Here is a 16,302-nt window from a genome sequence, read left to right as displayed (position 1 = left end):
GGACATCCGGCACACTTCCGGACCATGGTGGACCCGAGCGAGCGCCAGATCGTCCAGGACCAGCTCGAGGAGCTGCACACCCGGCACGGGAGCAGCCCGTTCGACGAGGTCGTGAGCTACTACCCGCCGGAGGCGGAGGCCGACCGCGACCTCTTCGGGGTGGCGGGCGTGAACGTCGACGGCACCTGCTGGTCGATCGGGGACTGCGGGGTCCGGTTCCCCTTGCACTCGGTGTCGAAGGTCTTCACCTACGCCCTGGCCCTCGAGGACCACGGCCGGGCCGAGGTGATGCGCCACGTCGGGGTCGAGCCCTCCGGCGACCCCTTCAACTCGATCACCTTCGACGAGGCCAACAACCGGCCCTACAACCCGATGATCAATGCCGGGGCGCTCGTCGCGGCGAGCCTCGTCGACGGGTTCGACGCCCAGGACCAGGTCGCGCGCATCGTCGAGCGCTACCGCCGCTACACCGGCAACCCGCACCTCGACGTCGACCGCGCGATCCTCGACGAGCAGCTGCGCAGCAACGACCGCAACATCGGGCTCTGCTACCTGATGCGGTCCCTGGGCATGCTGCACGGCGACATCGACCGCACCGTCGAGGTGTACCTCTCGGCCTGCTCGATCACGGTGACGGCGGCCGAGCTCGCCGTCATGGGCGCGACCCTGGCCAACGGCGGGCTGAACCCGCTGACCGGCGAGCGGGCGGTCGAGCGGGCGCACGTCCGCGACGTGGTCAGCGTGATGATGTCGTGCGGCATGTACGACGCCGCCGGTACCTGGGCCACTGAGGTCGGCATCCCCGCCAAGAGCGGGGTTTCCGGCGGGATCGTGTGTGTGCTCCCCGAGTACTTCGGCCTCGGCACCTACTCCCCCGGCCTCGACGTGCATGGCAACTCGGTCCGCGGCGTCGCGCTCTGCCGCGAGCTCTCCGAGACCTTCGGACTGCACGTCTTCGCCGACCCGGCCGAGTCGGTGTTCGGTCGCGTCGCCCAGCCCGACCGGCAGCGGTAGAGAGGTCGGACCGCGGGTTGCTTCTCCCCCGTCGACCTCGTGGTACTCCCTACGATCGGCTGCGGGGGGGGGGTAGCGCCATGGTGCACATCGAGGAGATCGCCGCCGAGGACACGGTCCTCTGGTTCGTCAACGAGGAACGACGTCGCGCGGGCGTGCCGCCGTTGCAGGCCTCGCGGGCGGTCCGCGCGGCGTATTCCGACCAACTGCGGGATTGGCTGCGTGCGGATGATCCCGACGACCTCTGGGACGCGCCCGCCGCGGCGTCGGCCCGGGCGAGGGGCGTGGCGGACCTCGGCGTCGAGGTGGTGCACGACCGTCTGGCCTGCTTCGACCTCGAGCTCGGCGACATGAACGATCCGGACGTCCGGGTCGGCGACGAGCATTGCGAGGGCATGGTGACAGCCCTCGTCGAGGGGCCGTCGTTCTCGGGCCCGCTGCTCGATCCCACGCCCACGGACGTCGGCCTCGTTCTCGTGCACCAGAGCATCGCCACCGACCCGATCAGCTGGCGCACCTGGGTGGGCACCCTCCTCGTCCGACGCACCGTCGCGGGCTCGACCGGGCGCGGCGAGCAGCGGGAGTGATCGACGTCGGAGGTCCGCCGCACTCCGACAGCCCGGGCGGCGACGGGGAGCTCGACCCGAGGCGTGACGGCCTGCAGACGGCCTAGGCAGTTGATCATGTCGAGCGCGACGGTCCGTCCCGTCGCGCTCGACATGATCAACTGCCTAGCGGTCGGACCGCCGGGGCGTTCCCGAGGACGGGTCCGGCCCGGTAGGAACGGGGTATGAAGATCGACGCCCGTCTCGACACGTCCCTCACCGCCGTCGCCGGGGACGTGCGCGCCATCGAGGAGATCGGCTTCGACGGGGCGTGGAACACCGAGAACCGCGCCGACCCGTTCCTGTCGCTGACCCTGGCGTGCGAGCACTCGACGCGGATCGCGGTGGGGCCGTCGGTCGCGATCGCCTTCGCCCGCACGCCGATGACCGTCGCCTACCCCTCCTGGGACCTGCAGCGCTTCTCCGAGGGCCGGCTGATCCTCGGGCTCGGCAGCCAGATCCGGCCGCACGTCGCGAAGCGCTTCTCGATGCCCTGGTCGGAGCCGGCCGACCGGATGCGCGAGTTCGTGCTCGCCCTGCGGGCGATCTGGCACACCTGGTCGACCGGCGATCGCCTCGAGCACCGCGGCCGCTTCTACGAGCACTCCCTGATGGCGCCGGCGTTCACTCCGGCGACGAACCCCTACGGTCCGCCGCCGGTCTTCCTCGCCGCGGTCGGCCCCCGGATGCTGCAGGTCGCCGCCGAGGAGGCCGACGGGCTGTTCGTCCACCCGTTCTGCACCGAGACCTATCTGCGCGACGTGATCGTCCCCGAGGTCACCGCGCACCGACCGGCGGACGCCGCTCCGCTGCAGATCGCGCTCTCCCCGTTCGTCGCGCTCGACGAGAGCGACGTCGAGGCGGTCCGCCGCCAGATCTCCTTCTACGGCTCGACTCCCGCCTATCGCCGGGTGCTCGAGCTCCACGGGCAGGGCGACCTGCAGACGGAGCTCCACCGGATGTCCAAGGAGGGTCGCTGGGACGAGATGCCCGCCCTCGTGGACGACGAGCTCCTGCACGCCATGTGCGCCGTCGGCTCGCCCGACGAGGCCGCCCGGAGCCTGCGGCAGCGGTACGGCGGCGTCGCCGACCGGCTGCGGCTCAACCGTCCCGGCGACGCCCCGCCCCCGCCGCAGCACTTCGCCGAGCTGGTGGACGCTCTGCGGCGCTGATCAGCGCCACCCCCCGTCGAGCCGCAGGACCGACCCGGAGGCGTACGACGAGGCCGAGGTGGCGAAGAACAGCACCGCGCCGACGATCTCGTGCGGCTCGCCGCAGCGCTCCAGGGCCACCTGCGCCTCGACCTCCTCGCGCATCCCGTCGGCCCAGTGCTCGGAGATGTCGGTGAGGAACGGGCCGGCCTGGACGGTGTTGATCCGTACGGTGGGGCCGAAGGCCTGCGCGAATCCCTCGGTGAGCACGTGCAGACCGGCCTTGGCCGCGGCGTAGGGCAGCGCCTGCGGGCTCGGCCGGATCGCCTCGATCGAGCCGATGTTGATGATCGAGCCGCCGCCGCCGTCGGCGGCCATCCGCGAGCCGATCAGCGCGGTGAGCCGGAACGGTCCGCGCAGGTTGACGGCGACGACCTTGTCGAACAGGGCCTCGCTGACCTCGGGCAGGCTCGGGTAGTGCGGGGACAGGCCGGCGTTGTTGACCAGCACGTCCACCCGTCCCCAGTGGTCGCGCACGGTGTCGGCCAGGTGATCGCACTGCGCCCAGTCGCTGACGTTGACCGCGACGGGCAGGGCCTCCCCGCCGCGGTCGCGCACCTCGGCCGCCACCTGTTCGCACGCCTCGAGCTTGCGGCTCGCGATCACCACCTTGGCGCCGCGGTCGGCGCAGGCGAGCACGACCTCGCGGCCCAGGCCCCGGCTGCCACCGGTGACGACGACGACCCGGCCGTCCAGTTCGCTGTCCACGACGACGCTCCTCTCGCGGGTTGCTCCGCAGAGGGTGGACCATCATCGCGAGGACCGCCGACGGGAGTTCGCCGACAACGGGTCAGCCCGACCCGCCGGACGCCTTCTCCTCGGCCTCGGTCACCAGCCACTCCGCCACGGCGGCCAGCTTGAGGTTCGTGTTCTGCGATAACTCCACGAGCATCGAGAAGGCGCGCTGCTGCCCGACCCCGAAGCGCTCCATGAGGATGCCCTTCGCCTGCCCGATGGTGTCCCGGCTGGCGACGGCGACGTTGAGGCCCTGGATGCGCTTGGCCCCGTGCAGCACGAGCGCCGCCTGCGCCGCGAAGAGCCGGCCGGTGTCGGCGGTGCTCTCGTCGAACACGTGTGCGCGGGACGAGTAGAGGTTGAGCGCGCCGGCGCTGCCGCGCTGGGCGAAGAGCTGGAACGACATGATCGACCCGATACCCCGCGCGACGGCGGCCGGGGCGTAGCGCGGCCAGCGGTCGTGGGCGCCGCTCATGTCGTCGATCAGGGTGCGCTGCTCGGCACGGATGGAGTCGACGCACGGGCCCTCGCCGAGCTCGTTCTGCAGCTCGTCGAGCTCCCGCACGACCGTATTGCTCGGCGCGTGGGACTCGACGACGCCGTCCCGGCTGACCAGGGAGATGCCGGCCTGCTCGACGTGGGGGACGGTCTGGATCGCGCCGCGCACGACCAGTCCGAGGGTGTGGTCGACACCCTCCTCGTCGCCGCGTTCGAGCAGGCTGCGGGCCGCCGCCTCGAGGGTCCGGGCGAGATCGGCGCCGATCCGCTCGCCGGAGCCCTCGTGCGCGTGCTCCCGTTGTTCGCCATCTCTGGTGGACGCCATGGGTACGCACCTACCCGGGAAACGAACGGGCCTACACCGCTCCTGCTCAGCGGTCGGGGAGGCCCCACGTCCGGCGCAGCTCGCGGTCGTCGTGCCGCTCCACGTCGGCCCGATCCCGGGCGCGCCAGGCCTGCTGCACGGCCAGGTCGGCCTCCGCCCCGTCGAGCTGCGCCGCACGGGCCTCCCGTGTCTGGGCGACGCGGTCCATGGTCGCCGCGATGTCGCGCGCGGTGTCGGCCAGCCGTTCCGCCAGCTCCCGGGCCCGCTGCTGGGCGGTCAGCGCGCGATCGGTCGCGGCCGCGACGCGGTCGTCGTGGCCCTACCCGTCGCGCTGCGGTCCCATCCGTCCACCCTGGCACGTCCGCGTCCGGTCAGAGCGACGCGGACCGCCGGTCGATGTGCGCCGCGGCCTCCGCCCCGCCCGCGCGCAGCGACTCCTTGTACGGGTCGGGCGACAGGAACGCCGTCACGATCGTGATCAGCACCATCGCCGACATGTACACCGCGATCCAGTCGTAGCCCCCGGTCGCGTCGAGCAGGGCGGTCGCGATGACCGGCGCCAGGCCGCCGGCGAACACGCTGGCCCCCTGGGCGCCGATCGAGGCGCCGCTGTAGCGGACCTCGGGCTCGAACAGCTCCGAGAAGTAGGCGGGCTGCGGGGCGTAGACCGCCGAGTTGCCGACGTTCACCGCGATCACCGTCGCGAGGACGATCAGCGGCAGCGACCGGGTGTCCAGCGCCCAGAAGTACGGCCAGCTCATCGCCAGCAGCACGAACGAGCCCCACAGCACCACCGCACGGCGTCCGAAGCGGTCGCACGCCCAGCCGTAGAACGGGATCGTCGCGAGCCCGATCGCCGAGGACACGATCACCGCGATCAGGAGGTCGCCACGGGCCATCCCGAGCACGACCGTGCCGTAGGTCAGGACGAACGTGGTGTGGATGTAGAAGGTGCTGTTCTCGGCGAAGCGCAGGCCCGCCGCGCGCAGCACGTTCAGCGGCTGCCGGCGCAGCACCGCGAGCACCGGCTGGCGCTCGATCCGCCCCTCCGCGCGGGCCGCCTCGAACACCGGCGACTCGGCGACCTTGAGCCGGATCGCGATCCCGACGACGACCAGGACGATCGAGGCGAGGAACGGCACCCGCCAGCCCCAGGCGATGAAGGCCGCGTCGGACATCGCGGCCGACATGGCGAGCAGGGAGACGTTCGCGATCAGCATGCCCGCCGGCACCCCGATCTGCGGGAAGCTGCCGAAGAACCCGCGGCGGTGCGGGGGCGCGTACTCCACGGCCATGACGGCGGCCGCGCCCCACTCCCCGCCGAGGCCGATGCCCTGGATGATGCGCAGCAGCACGAGCAGGACCGGCGCGGCGACGCCGATCGCCTCGTAGGTGGGCAGCAGGCCGACGACGAACGTGCCGCCGCCCATCATCAGCACCGACAGCACGAGCATCGACTTGCGGCCGATGCGGTCCCCGAAGTGCGCGAACACCACCCCGCCGAAGGGCCGGGCGACGAACCCGACCCCGAACGTGGAGAGCGCCAGCAGCGTCCCGGTGAGCGGGTTCGCCGTCGGGAAGAAGACCTTGTTGAAGACGAGGGCGGCGGCCGCGCCGTAGACGAAGAAGTCGAACCACTCGATGGACGTGCCGATCAGCGTCGCCGAGGCGACGCGGCGCGTCTCCTGCGCGGTCGGGGCGGGACGGGCGCTCGGGGCAGGGTCCATCGACGGCCTCCGACCTCGGGTGACGCGGTGTGGTGTGACGCGCACCATAGGTGTCGGCCGCCCGAGAACACCAGGTTCGTCCCGTTCAGTGAGAGGAACGGACGGTCCGGCGGAGCCCGTCCGCGCAGTACGGTCCGGACATGTTCGACGGTGACGAGATCGTGCTGGGTCCCCTGCCCACGGGCATCGTGCGGGCCGGCGAGGGCCAGTACCGCCGCGTGTGGAACGTGCTGGGCCACACCTACTGGGCGCGCGCCGTCAGCGAGTCCAGCTTCGCGTTCGAGACCCTCGACCCGCCGGGCACCGGCGTGCCGCCGCACGTGCACCCCAAGCAGGACGAGCACATCCACGTCCTCGCGGGCGTCTTCACGCTCTATCTCGACGGGCAGTGGGAGACCGCGGGTCCCGGCGACACCGTGCTCATGCCGCGCGGCCTGCCGCACGCCTACTACAACCGCTCCGAGGCCGATGCCCGCGCGTTGTTCTGGGTGAGCCCGACGGGCCGGCTCGCCCACCTCTTCGACCAGCTGCACGACCTCACCGATCCCGACGAGGTCGTGCGGCAGTCCGCGCTGCACGACGTCGACTTCCTGCCACCGGGATCGGTCCCGGGCGCCTGAGCGGGACGCCCGCGGCTCGGGCCCCGCGCCGACGCGCGGGGCCCGGAGCGGTGCTCAGACCAGGGACGCGGTGAGACCGCCGTCGAGCACGTAGTGGCTGCCGGTCACCCAGGAGGCACGGTCGGAGGCGAGGAAGGACGCCACCTCGGCGATGTCCTGCGGCGTCCCGAGGCGGCCCTGCTTCATCGCGACGAGGTCACCGAACGGCACCTGCGTGGCGGCCTCGAAGTCCGGCACGAGCCGCTCCACCATCGCGGTGTCGGCGAAGCCCGGGCACACCGCGTTGACGCGGACGCCGGCCGGGCGCATCTCCACCGCGGTGACCCGCGTCATCTGGATCACCGCCGCCTTCGTCGCGCAGTAGGAGCCGAGCAGCGGGCTGCCGCCGACGCCCGCGATCGAGGCGATGTTGACGACGTTGCCCTTGGACTCCATCAGGTGCGGGATCGCGGCCTTCATCGCCACGAACGGTCCGCGCACGTTGACCGCCCAGATCTTGTCGAAGCTCTCGGTCGACTGCTGCAGCAGCGGCGAGGAGATCTCGATGCCCGCGTTGTTCACGAGGACGTCGAGCCCGCCGAGGATCTCCACCGCCCTACCGATGGCCGACTGGACCTGGGCCTCGTCGGTGACGTCGCAGTCGGCGACGCCGGCCGCACCGATCTCGTCGGCCGCGGCCTTGCTGGTGGCCGGGTCGAGGTCGCTGACCACGACGCGGGCGCCGTTCTGGGTGAACAGGGTGGCGATGGCCTTCCCGATGCCGGCGCCGGAGCCGGTGACGAAGACGCGCTTGCCCGCCAGTTCGGTCATGTTCGTTCGTTCCTCACGTCGATGTGATCGGTCGGGAATCGGTGCTGGGACTCAGTGCTGCTGGGTGAGCGACGAGCGGATGTCGGCCTTGAGGACCTTGCCGACCGTCGAGCGGGGCAGGTCGTCCCAGAACTCGACCTGCTTGGGGGTCTTCACGCTGCCGACGCGGGCCTTGACGAAGCCGAGGAGCTCGTCGGCGTCGACGGTGGTGTTCGGCTGCGGCTGGACGACGGCGACGACGCGCTCGCCCCACTTCTCGTCGGGCAGCCCGATCACCGCGCAGTCGCGGACGCTCTCGTGGGCCATGACGGCCTGCTCCACCTCGGCGGAGTAGACGTTGAACCCGCCGGTGATGACCATGTCCTTGGCGCGGTCGACGATGAACAGGAACCCGTCGTCGTCCAGGAAACCGATGTCGCCGGTGTGGTGCCAGCCGTGGGCCGAGACCTCGGCGGTGGCCTCCGGGTTGCGGTAGTAGCCGGCCATGACGAGCGCGCTGCGCACCACGATCTCGCCACGCTCGCCCCGCGCCACGGGCCGTCCGTCGGACCCGAGGATCGCCACGGTGACCAGCGGCGAGGGCTTCCCGGCCGACGCGAGCCGCTCGGTGTGGATCGACCCGTCCGGGCGCCGGTGGTCGGCCGGCGCCATCGTCGAGATCATCATCGGCGCCTCGGACTGCCCGAAGAGCTGGGCCATCGGCCCGATGCGCTCGAGGGCCTCCGCGAGCCGGGTCGGTGACATGGGGGCCGCGCCGTACCAGAAGCACCGCAGCGAGGAGAGGTCCGTGGTCGGCAGGGCCTCGTGGCCGAGCACCATGTAGATGAGGGTCGGCGGCAGGAACGTGTGCGTGACCCGGTGCGCCGCGATCAGCTCGAGGAACCGCCCGACGTCGGGCTTCGCCATGATCACCACCTCGCCGCCCCGGGCGAGGACGGGGAAGCACAGCACCCCCGCCGCGTGGGTCAGCGGCGCGAGGGCGAGGTAGACCGGACGCTCGTCGAACGGATAGCTCATCAGCGTGATCGCCGACATGACCTCGATGTTGCGGTCGGTCAGCATCACGCCCTTCGGCCGTCCCGTCGTCCCCCCGGTGCCCACCAGGGCGACGACGTCGTCGGCCGGGGAGGTCTCCTCGGAGGCGTCGTCGCGGGCGGCGTCGATCCAGGCGTCGAAGGCCTGCGCCCCGCCGTCGGCCTCGCCGAAGCGCACCAGCGTCCGCAGCTTCGGCAGGTCGGGGGCGATCGTGCCCACCAGGTCGTCGAAGGCCGGTTGGTAGATCAGCACCGAGCAGTCGAAGAGGTCGAGCAGCTCCGCGGTCTCCCCCGCCGCGTTGCGCGGGTTGATCGGGCACCACACGGCCCCCGCCCGGGCGATGCCGAACACACAGGAGAAGGCGACCGGGTCGTTCGCCGAGAGGATGCCGACCTTCTCGCCGGGCGCGACCCCCGAGCGGCGCAGCGCGCGGGCCACGGCGTGGGACAGCTCGACGACCTCGCCGTAGCTGCGGGACTCGCCGTCCAGGGTGAGACACGGCGCGTCCGGATCGAGCGAGGCGCCCTTGTCCAGGTAGAAGCAGAGCGACATCGTCGAACCCGTACCTCCGTTCGGCGGCGCCACTGTGCGCCGGATCACGACCCTGGCCCGAGTCTGGACACCTGTCAAGAATCTTCTGGACGACTGGTCAGAACCGGCGACGGGGCCCGCCCGCCCGACGTATCGTGAGCCGCGTGACCAGCTCCGCCGTCCGACCGCGACGGTCCCCGGCCGACAAGTTCGAGGACCGTCGGCGGGAACTCGCGGACGCCGCCCTGGTCACGCTCGCCGAGCTCGGCTACGCGCGGACGAGCCTGCGCACGATCGCGGAGAACACGTCGTTCTCGCACGGCGTCCTGCACTACTACTTCCGCGACAAGGTCGAGCTGATCACCTACTGCGTGCAGCGCTACAAGATCGGCTGCGTGCAGCGCTACGACGCCGTCATGTCCGGGGCCGACACCGCCGAGGGGCTCGCCGCGGCCTGCGGCGAGGGGCTCGCGACGACGCTGCGCGAGGACGCGCTGCTGCACCGGCTCTGGTACGACCTGCGGACCCAGTCGCTCTTCGAACCCGCGTTCCGCGCGGACGTCGCCGAGATCGACGGCAGCCTGCAGGCCATGATCTGGCGCGTGGTCACCGGCTATGCCGAGCTGACCGGTCGCGTCCCCTCGGTGACGCCCGCGGTCGCCTACGCGGTGTTCGACGGGCTGTTCGGGCAGGCGCTCGGGCGCCACCTCGACGGGACCCCGGGAGCGGTCGACGACCTGCGGGCCGGCGCCGCGGACCTGCTCCCGCGTCTGTTCACCTGACGCCGCCCGGCCCGGCGCTCGCCGTCCCGGTCCGCTACTGCTCCCGGGCGAGGGACCGGGGGCCCAGGACCGACAGCAGCTCGAGCTTCTCGTGGCTCTCGCTGCCGGGGACCGCGGTGTAGACCAGCAGCAGGTGGGACTGGACGGGGTCGACCAGCGTCTGACAGTTCAGCTCGAGCAGGCCCACCTCGGGGTGGACGAGCCGCTTCAGGTCGAACGGGCGCACCGCCACCTCGTGGGACTCCCACAGCTGCCGGAACTCCTCGCTGTGCGGCAGCAGGAGCTCGGCGAGGGACGCGGCCCGGGACTCGGGGCCGCGCAGGGTGGCGAGCCCGCGCAGCCCGGACACGTACCGCCGGGACATCAGGTCGTGGTCCTCGGGGGCGTAGAGCGCCCGGGTGGCGGGGTCGGTGAACCACCGGTAGCCGATGCTGCGCGCCGGCCCCGTGTAGCGGGTGGTGTCGCCGGTCAGGGCGACGCCCATCGGGGTCTGGCGCAACGTCTCGCCGAGCTCGGTGACGATCTCGGCCGGGGTGTCGGTGAGTCGGTCGAGGATCCGCAGCAGGCCCGGCGCGACGTGCTCGCTCGTGGTGCCGCGCACGGGCGGCCGGTGCCCGGCGAGCCGGAACAGGTGGTCGCGCTCGTCCAGCGCGAGGTGCAGTCCCTGCGCGATCGACGCGATCATCTGCTCGGAGGGCTGCGGGCCCCGCTCGCGCTCGAGGCGGGAGTAGTAGTCGGTCGACATGTGGCACAGCGCGGCCACCTCCTCGCGCCGCAGCCCGCTCGTGCGCCGCCGCGGACCGCGGGCCAGGCCCACGTCCTCGGGTTGCAACGCCTCGCGGCGACGCCGGAGGAAGTCCGCCAGCCCGGCCCGGTCGATCATCCGCGCGTCCTCTCGTCAGCCGCTGCCCGCGTTCCTACCGGCCCCGCCGAACGAGATCCACGGATCGTCGATCCCCCCGTGGCGGGACGAAGTGGACGGGCGAGCCACGGATCGGCAGGCCGTGGTTGTGCCGGGGCCGAGGGGCCACCGTCGGGAGCACCCACCCCGACCGCGGAGGACCCATGACGACCGACCCCGCACCGCCCGCCCAGGAGCAGGAGCAGGAGCAGAGCCAGGAGCACGGCCCGGAGACCCTCGGCGGCGCGCTGCGGCGCAGCCTCGCCCGCTCCGGCGGGACGGCCGGCATCCTCGTCGCCGCCACGCCCGCCGTCGCCTTCGTCGTCGCCGACGCCGTCGCGGGGCTCACCTGGGCCCTCGTCGCCCTCGCCGTGGCCGCTCCCGCCGCGGCCGGGCTCCGGCTCGCCCGCCGGGAGTCGCTGCGGGGCGTGCTGATCGGGCTCGCCGTCGCCGGGGTCTGTGCCTCCGTCGCGGCCGTCTCCGGGGAGGCCCGCGCGTTCTTCCTGCTGCCGACGCTCCTGCCCGCCGCCCTCCTCGTCGTCTTCCTCGGCTCGGTGCTGGTCCGCCGACCCGTGGCGGGCACACTGTTCAACCGCCTCGTCGGCGGCCCCGACGACTGGCGCTCGCACGGCGCGCTGCTGCGCGTCTACACCCTCGCCACGCTCGCCGGCGCCGCGTTCCACGCCGTGAACCTCGTGCTGCGGGTGGTGGCCTACCTCGACGACCAGCCGGCGGTCCTGGCCGCGCTCGGCGTCGCCGCCGCCCCCGTCTTCGCGCTGCTCGCCGCCGTCACGCTCGTCGCCGCCCGGCGCGCGATCACCACCGCCGCGTCCCCCGCCTGACCCGCCGACGCCGCGGTGGACGCCTGCGCCACGGGGTCGACCGGCGGCCACCCCAGGTGGCGGCACACCAGCAGCGCCACCTCGACGTCGAGCCGGCCCTCGGTCACCGGGTGTCCGAGGACCTCCTCGGCGCGGCGCAGCCGGTAGTGGACGGTGTTCTTGTGCAGGTGCAGGCGACCCGCCGCCTCGGAGGAGCTGCGGTCGGCGGCGAGGTAGGCGTGCAGGGTCTCGCGGAGCCGGCCCGTGGCCTCGTCGCCCGCGGCGAGCCCGCCCAGGGTGCGGCGGAGCCAGGCCTGCAGGTCCTCGTGGTGTTCGGCGAGCAGAGCCGGGAGGGCGACCTCGTCGTAGTCGACCACCGCGGGCCCGTCGGGCCGCAGCTCGGCGAGCGCGCGGGCCCGCCAGGCCTCCCGGTGGCTCGTCCGGAACCCGGCGAGGCCCGCACCGGAGCCGCCGAGCGCGACGCGCAGGCCCGGGTGGGCGGCCGTGAGCCGCGCGAGCGCCGCCGGACGCACCGCGGGGCGGGTCGTCGCGCTCCACCACACCCACAGGCAGTCGTGCTCGGCGAGGACCGACAGCGGGACCCGCCCGGCCACGCCGACGAGGTCGGCCTCGACGGCGCGCATCTCCGGTCCGGGCTCGGGCGCCCAGAGCACCGCGCCGCGGTGCCACCCGCGCAGCGGGGCGCCGAGGGTCTCCTCGGCCGCGCCGACGTCGAGGTCGGAGGCGGCGAGCACGGCGCGGATCGTCGCGGCCCGCGCGGCGTCCGACCGGGCGTCCCAGGTGCGGCGCTCCTCCTCGTAGATGTCGATGAGCCCCTCGATGACCTGGTCGATGTAGCGGTTGGTCCGCGCCCCGAGCTCGGCGGCCGCGGCGAGGACCGTCCGCGCGTCGAGGTCGAGCTCGCCCAGCCCGCGCAGCGCCCACTGCACGAACCGGTGCTCTCCGAGACGGTAGGCCCGCAGCAGGGCCTCCAGGGACAGGTCGCGCTGGGCGAAGCGACGGGCGTACTCCGCCGCGGCCGCCGGCACCGTCAGGCCGTCGACGGCGATGCCGTGCTCGAGCAGGTCGACGATCGCGGACAGGTTCGCCGCGGTGCTCGAGACCATCAGCTCGCGCACGGCGTCGTCGTGCCGGAACTCCGGGATGACCTCCACGAAGTGCTCGGTCATCTCGCGGGTCAGCACCGGCAAGCCGGTGGCGATCCGGCGGGCCACCGCGGCGACGACGGCGTCGACGTCGACGTGCTCCATGCCGGCGGAGCCTAGCCAGAACCGGTTGTGCTGCCGGCACAACGGTCCGCCGGAGCTTCGTGACCGGAGAATATGGTCCCGATCACAGCCTCTCCCTACCGTTTCGCCGCAGTCGGGAGGAGAGAGCGCACATGGGATTCACGACAGGGACCTTCCCGCCGGTCGAGCCGGCGGAATTCCTGCAGAGACCGCTGATGGAACGGATGAAGGTCCTGGCCCTGCACTGGGTCGACCACGGATTCGGCACGCCGAAGATGATTCCGACGACCTACGTCGTGAAACTCGTGGTGCTCTATCTCGGCATCGGGTCGTTCCTCATCACGTGGACGAGCGGGCTCGGGCCCGTGTGGGACGTCGGCTCCTGGTGGGCCGAGCCGATCGTCTACCAGAAGGCCATCGCGTGGACGATGTTCCTGGAGACGCTCGGCCTCGCCGGCTCCTGGGGACCGATCGCGGGCAAGTTCAAGCCGATGACGGGCAGCGTCCTGTTCTGGGCCCGCGTCGGCACCATCCGGATGCCCCCGTGGCCGGGGAAGGTCCCGCTGACCCGCGGTGACACCCGCACCCCGCTCGACGTCGCGCTCTACCTCGCGCTGCTGGTCACGCTGTTCCTGCCGGTCGTGCTGCCCGGCGTCCCGAGCGCGTCGCTCTCGTCGGTCTTCCCGGACAACACCTCGGGCCTGGTCTCCCCGGCGCTGTTCATCGCGCCGCTGGTGCTGCTCGCCCTGACCTCGCTGCGCGACAAGACGATCGCGATCGCCTCGCGGATCGAGCAGTACGCGCCCGCGCTGGTGATCTTCTCGCTGGTCGGCGTCGTCGGCGCGAACGGTTTCGTCGACATGGTCGTGGCGCTCAAGGTGCTCATCGTGTCGGTGTGGATCGGCGCCGGCTGCTCGAAGTTCGGTCGGCACTTCTCCAACGTCGTCCCGCCGATGGTGTCGAACAGCCCGTGCGTGCCCACCCGGTGGCTGCGCCGGCTGAACTACCGGGACTTCCCGCGCGACATCCGCCCCTCGAAGGCCGGCGCCGCGCTCGCGCACATCGGCGGCACCACCGTCGAGATCGTCGCGCCCCTGGTCCTGCTGTTCTCGACGAACACCACGCTCACCCTCGCGGCCGTGACGCTCATGGTGGTCTTCCACCTGTTCATCACCTCCACGTTCCCGCTCGCCGTGCCGCTGGAGTGGAACCTGCTCTTCGCCTTCGGCACCGTCACGCTCTTCGCGGGCCACCCGAACCAGGCGGGCTTCGCAGTGTGGGACATGGACCCGGCCTGGCTGCTCGTCCCGCTGATCGCCGGCCTCGTGTTCTTCCCGGTCCTGGGCAACCTGCGCCCCGACCTCGTCGCCTTCACCCCGTCCATGCGGCAGTACGCCGGCAACTGGGCCTCCGCCCTCTGGGCCTTCGCGCCGGGCTGCGAGGACAAGCTCGACGCGGTCGTCCGGCCGTGCCGCAACCAGGTCCACCAGCTGCAGGCGCTGGGCTACGAGCCCCTCGTCGCGGAGGTGACCATGCAGCAGACCGCCGCCTGGCGCTCCATGCACTCGCAGGGCCGCGGGCTGTTCTCGCTGCTGCTCACCCACGTCCCGGACGTCGACCGCTACACCGTCCGCGAGGCGGAGTTCGCCGCGAACTCGGTGATCGGCTTCAACTTCGGGGACGGTCACCTGCACAACGCCGACCTCATCGCCGCCCTGCAGCGCCGCTGCCACTTCGCGCCCGGTGAGCTCGTGGTGGCCTGGGTCGAGTCCCAGCCCATCCACAAGGGCATCCAGGAGTACCAGGTGATCGACGCGGCGCTCGGCGTCGTCGAGCGCGGCTGGTGGAGCGTCAAGGACGCCGTCGACGCGCAGCCGTGGCTGCCGGACGGGCCCATTCCGCTGCACCCGACCTGGCGTCGGGCGGACTCGGAGGCGCCGGCCCCGGCCCCCACCCACCCGGCGGCCGCCTCCGCCGCGCCGGTCCCCGAGGGATCGCGGACACTGCCCGCGTGAGCACGGCTCTGGTGGTCGGCGGCGGGCCCAACGGGCTCGCCGCCGCCGTCGTGCTCGCCGCCGCCGGCTGCTCGGTCACGGTCCTCGAGGCCGAGCCCGAGGTCGGCGGCGGCACCCGCACGCACGCCCCGCTCGGCCCCGGACTGCTCGTCGACCACTGCTCGGGCTTCCACCCGATGGCCGTCGACTCCCCCGCGCTCGCGGGTCTCGAGGCCCACGGACTGCGCTGGGCGTGGCCCGAGATCGACTGCGCCCACCCGCTCGACGACGGATCCGCCGCGCTGCTCCACCGCTCCGTCACGACGACGGCGGCGGGGCTCGGTCCCGACGGCGGGCGCTACCGGGCCCTCGTCGCCGGGCCGTCGCGGCGCTACCCCGACCTGGCGCCCGACCTGCTGGGGCCGGTCGTCCACGTGCCGCGTCGGCCCGTGCTGTTCGCCCGCTTCGGCGCCCCCACCGTGCTCCCGGCCGCCGTGCTCGGGCGGGTCTTCCGCACCGAGCGCACCCGGGCGCTGTGGGCCGGCGTCGCCGCGCACGCGATGCGCCCGCACACCGAACCGCTCTCCTCCGCGATCGGGCTCGGCATCCTGACGGCCGGTCACCACGCCGGCTGGCCGGTCGCGGTCGGCGGCTCCCGGGCGATCGCCGACGCGCTCGTCGCCCGGCTCGCCGAACTCGGCGGGACGGTCGAGACCGGTGTCCGGGTCACGTCGGCCGACCAGCTGGCCGGCGCCGACGTGGTCGTCCACGACCTCGACCCGGCCTCGGTCCTGCGCATCCTCGGCGACCGCCTGCCGCCCGCGACCCGCCGCGCCTACCGGCGGTTCCGCCGTGGGATCGGCTCGGTGAAGGTCGACTACGCCGTCGAGGGCGGCGTGCCGTGGACCGCTCCGGAGGTCGGACGGGCCGGCACGGTCCACCTCGGCGGGACCGCGGCCGAGATCGCCGCCGCCGAGGCCGCCGCGAACCGCGGGGAGCTGCCCCGGCGGCCGTTCGTGCTCGTCGGGCAGCAGTCCGTCGCCGACCCGTCCCGCGCCCGCGGCCCGGTCCACCCGGTCTACGCCTACGCGCACGTCCCGCTCGGCTGGCCCGGCTCCGAGGCCGAGGTCGAGGCCCTGGTCACCGCCCAGATCGAGCGCTTCGCGCCCGGGTTCCGGGCACGCGTCACGGGGTTCTCGGTCACGACGACGGCGGGCTTCGCCGCGACCAACGCGACCATGGTCGGCGGCGACATCCTGGCCGGCGCCAAGGACCCGGTGCAGCTCGCCCTCGGCCCGCGGCCGCTGCGCGACCCCTACGCCACCGGGCTCCCCGGGCACTGGCTGGCCTCGGCCGCCGCTCCCCCGGGGCCGGGCGCCCACGGGATGGCGGGCTGGCACGCGGCGCACCGGGCGCTCGCGGAGCTGCGGTCCCGGTAGGTCG

15 protein-coding genes and 1 pseudogene are annotated in these 16,302 nt (G+C 73.1%); 8 read left to right on the top strand and 8 right to left on the bottom strand.

Translation table 11 applies throughout. The features are described from left to right. Positions 1 to 24 precede the first annotated feature (24 nt). The 3 genes from glsA (at position 25) to ACQPYX_RS07330 (ending at position 2,791) form a co-directional block, all read left to right on the top strand. Entirely contained in the window at positions 25 to 1,014 is a 990-nt protein-coding gene (glsA, locus tag ACQPYX_RS07340; protein ID WP_433802247.1) for a glutaminase A, read from the top strand. A gap of 80 nt (positions 1,015 to 1,094) precedes the next feature. Further along, positions 1,095 to 1,601 carry a hypothetical protein gene (locus ACQPYX_RS07335; protein WP_433802246.1) on the top strand — a complete coding sequence of 169 codons (507 nt, stop codon included), beginning with the start codon at positions 1,095 to 1,097 and terminating at the stop codon, positions 1,599 to 1,601. A 203-nt stretch (positions 1,602 to 1,804) separates the two neighbouring features. Next, a complete protein-coding gene (locus tag ACQPYX_RS07330) occupies positions 1,805 to 2,791 on the top strand; it encodes a TIGR03617 family F420-dependent LLM class oxidoreductase (RefSeq protein ID WP_433802245.1) in 987 nt (328 codons plus the stop codon). Here ACQPYX_RS07330 and ACQPYX_RS07325 read toward each other — a convergent pair whose 3' ends face one another. From ACQPYX_RS07325 to ACQPYX_RS07310, 4 genes are all read right to left on the bottom strand, one after another. After that, a complete protein-coding gene (locus ACQPYX_RS07325; protein WP_433802244.1) occupies positions 2,792 to 3,538 on the bottom strand; it encodes an SDR family NAD(P)-dependent oxidoreductase in 747 nt (248 codons plus the stop codon). Positions 3,539 to 3,620: 82 nt separating this feature from the next. Further along, the gene (locus ACQPYX_RS07320) at positions 3,621 to 4,388 is read right to left on the bottom strand and encodes a GAF and ANTAR domain-containing protein (protein ID WP_433802243.1); all 768 of its coding nucleotides are present in this window, start codon (positions 4,386 to 4,388) and stop codon (positions 3,621 to 3,623) included. 46 nt (positions 4,389 to 4,434) lie between these two features. Continuing rightward, positions 4,435 to 4,596 (bottom strand): hypothetical protein, encoded by a 162-nt coding sequence (locus ACQPYX_RS07315; protein WP_433802242.1) that lies wholly within the window; start codon positions 4,594 to 4,596, stop codon positions 4,435 to 4,437. Between the two features lie 163 nt (positions 4,597 to 4,759). After that, positions 4,760 to 6,115: an MFS transporter gene (locus tag ACQPYX_RS07310; protein ID WP_433802241.1), complete on the bottom strand. Its 1,356-nt coding sequence runs from the start codon at positions 6,113 to 6,115 to the stop codon at positions 4,760 to 4,762. A gap of 140 nt (positions 6,116 to 6,255) precedes the next feature. Here ACQPYX_RS07310 and ACQPYX_RS07305 point away from each other — a divergent pair, with 140 nt between their 5' ends. Continuing rightward, positions 6,256 to 6,735: a cupin domain-containing protein gene (locus ACQPYX_RS07305; protein ID WP_433802240.1), complete on the top strand. Its 480-nt coding sequence runs from the start codon at positions 6,256 to 6,258 to the stop codon at positions 6,733 to 6,735. Between the two features lie 54 nt (positions 6,736 to 6,789). Here the strand turns inward: ACQPYX_RS07305 and ACQPYX_RS07300 are convergent, their stop codons facing one another. Both ACQPYX_RS07300 and ACQPYX_RS07295 read right to left on the bottom strand, forming a co-directional pair. Then, on the bottom strand, positions 6,790 to 7,545 hold the full coding sequence (locus tag ACQPYX_RS07300; RefSeq protein WP_433802239.1) for an SDR family NAD(P)-dependent oxidoreductase: 756 nt from the start codon (positions 7,543 to 7,545) through the stop codon (positions 6,790 to 6,792). Positions 7,546 to 7,596: 51 nt separating this feature from the next. Continuing rightward, on the bottom strand, positions 7,597 to 9,132 hold the full coding sequence (locus ACQPYX_RS07295; protein WP_433802238.1) for an acyl-CoA synthetase: 1,536 nt from the start codon (positions 9,130 to 9,132) through the stop codon (positions 7,597 to 7,599). 143 nt (positions 9,133 to 9,275) lie between these two features. On the opposite strand from ACQPYX_RS07295, the gene ACQPYX_RS07290 reads away from it, so the two are divergent. Further along, positions 9,276 to 9,893: a TetR/AcrR family transcriptional regulator gene (locus tag ACQPYX_RS07290; protein WP_433802237.1), complete on the top strand. Its 618-nt coding sequence runs from the start codon at positions 9,276 to 9,278 to the stop codon at positions 9,891 to 9,893. A 34-nt stretch (positions 9,894 to 9,927) separates the two neighbouring features. On the opposite strand, the gene ACQPYX_RS07285 is transcribed toward ACQPYX_RS07290, so the two are convergent. Beyond that, a complete protein-coding gene (locus tag ACQPYX_RS07285; RefSeq protein ID WP_433802236.1) occupies positions 9,928 to 10,776 on the bottom strand; it encodes a helix-turn-helix transcriptional regulator in 849 nt (282 codons plus the stop codon). A 182-nt stretch (positions 10,777 to 10,958) separates the two neighbouring features. On the opposite strand from ACQPYX_RS07285, the pseudogene ACQPYX_RS07280 reads away from it, so the two are divergent. After that, positions 10,959 to 11,552 (top strand): annotated as a pseudogene (locus ACQPYX_RS07280) (DUF3159 domain-containing protein); the annotation flags it as partial. On the opposite strand, the gene ACQPYX_RS07275 reads toward ACQPYX_RS07280, so the two are convergent. Next, positions 11,507 to 12,886 carry a PucR family transcriptional regulator gene (locus tag ACQPYX_RS07275; protein ID WP_433802235.1) on the bottom strand — a complete coding sequence of 460 codons (1,380 nt, stop codon included), beginning with the start codon at positions 12,884 to 12,886 and terminating at the stop codon, positions 11,507 to 11,509. The pseudogene ACQPYX_RS07280 and the gene ACQPYX_RS07275 sit on opposite strands and share 46 nt — an antisense overlap. A gap of 131 nt (positions 12,887 to 13,017) precedes the next feature. On the opposite strand from ACQPYX_RS07275, the gene ACQPYX_RS07270 reads away from it, so the two are divergent. Beyond that, entirely contained in the window at positions 13,018 to 14,880 is a 1,863-nt protein-coding gene (locus ACQPYX_RS07270; RefSeq protein WP_433802234.1) for a DUF3556 domain-containing protein, read from the top strand. Further along, positions 14,877 to 16,298: a phytoene desaturase family protein gene (locus ACQPYX_RS07265; RefSeq protein WP_433802233.1), complete on the top strand. Its 1,422-nt coding sequence runs from the start codon at positions 14,877 to 14,879 to the stop codon at positions 16,296 to 16,298. The genes ACQPYX_RS07270 and ACQPYX_RS07265 overlap by 4 nt, the downstream gene beginning before the upstream one ends. Positions 16,299 to 16,302 lie beyond the last annotated feature (4 nt).

It is taken from the genome of Actinomycetospora sp. CA-084318 (assembly GCF_050955885.1).
In the GTDB taxonomy this organism is placed as follows: Bacteria; Actinomycetota; Actinomycetes; order Mycobacteriales; family Pseudonocardiaceae; genus Actinomycetospora.
Note: the sequence above shows the minus strand (reverse complement) of the source record. Positions and strands in the feature narration are given on the sequence as shown.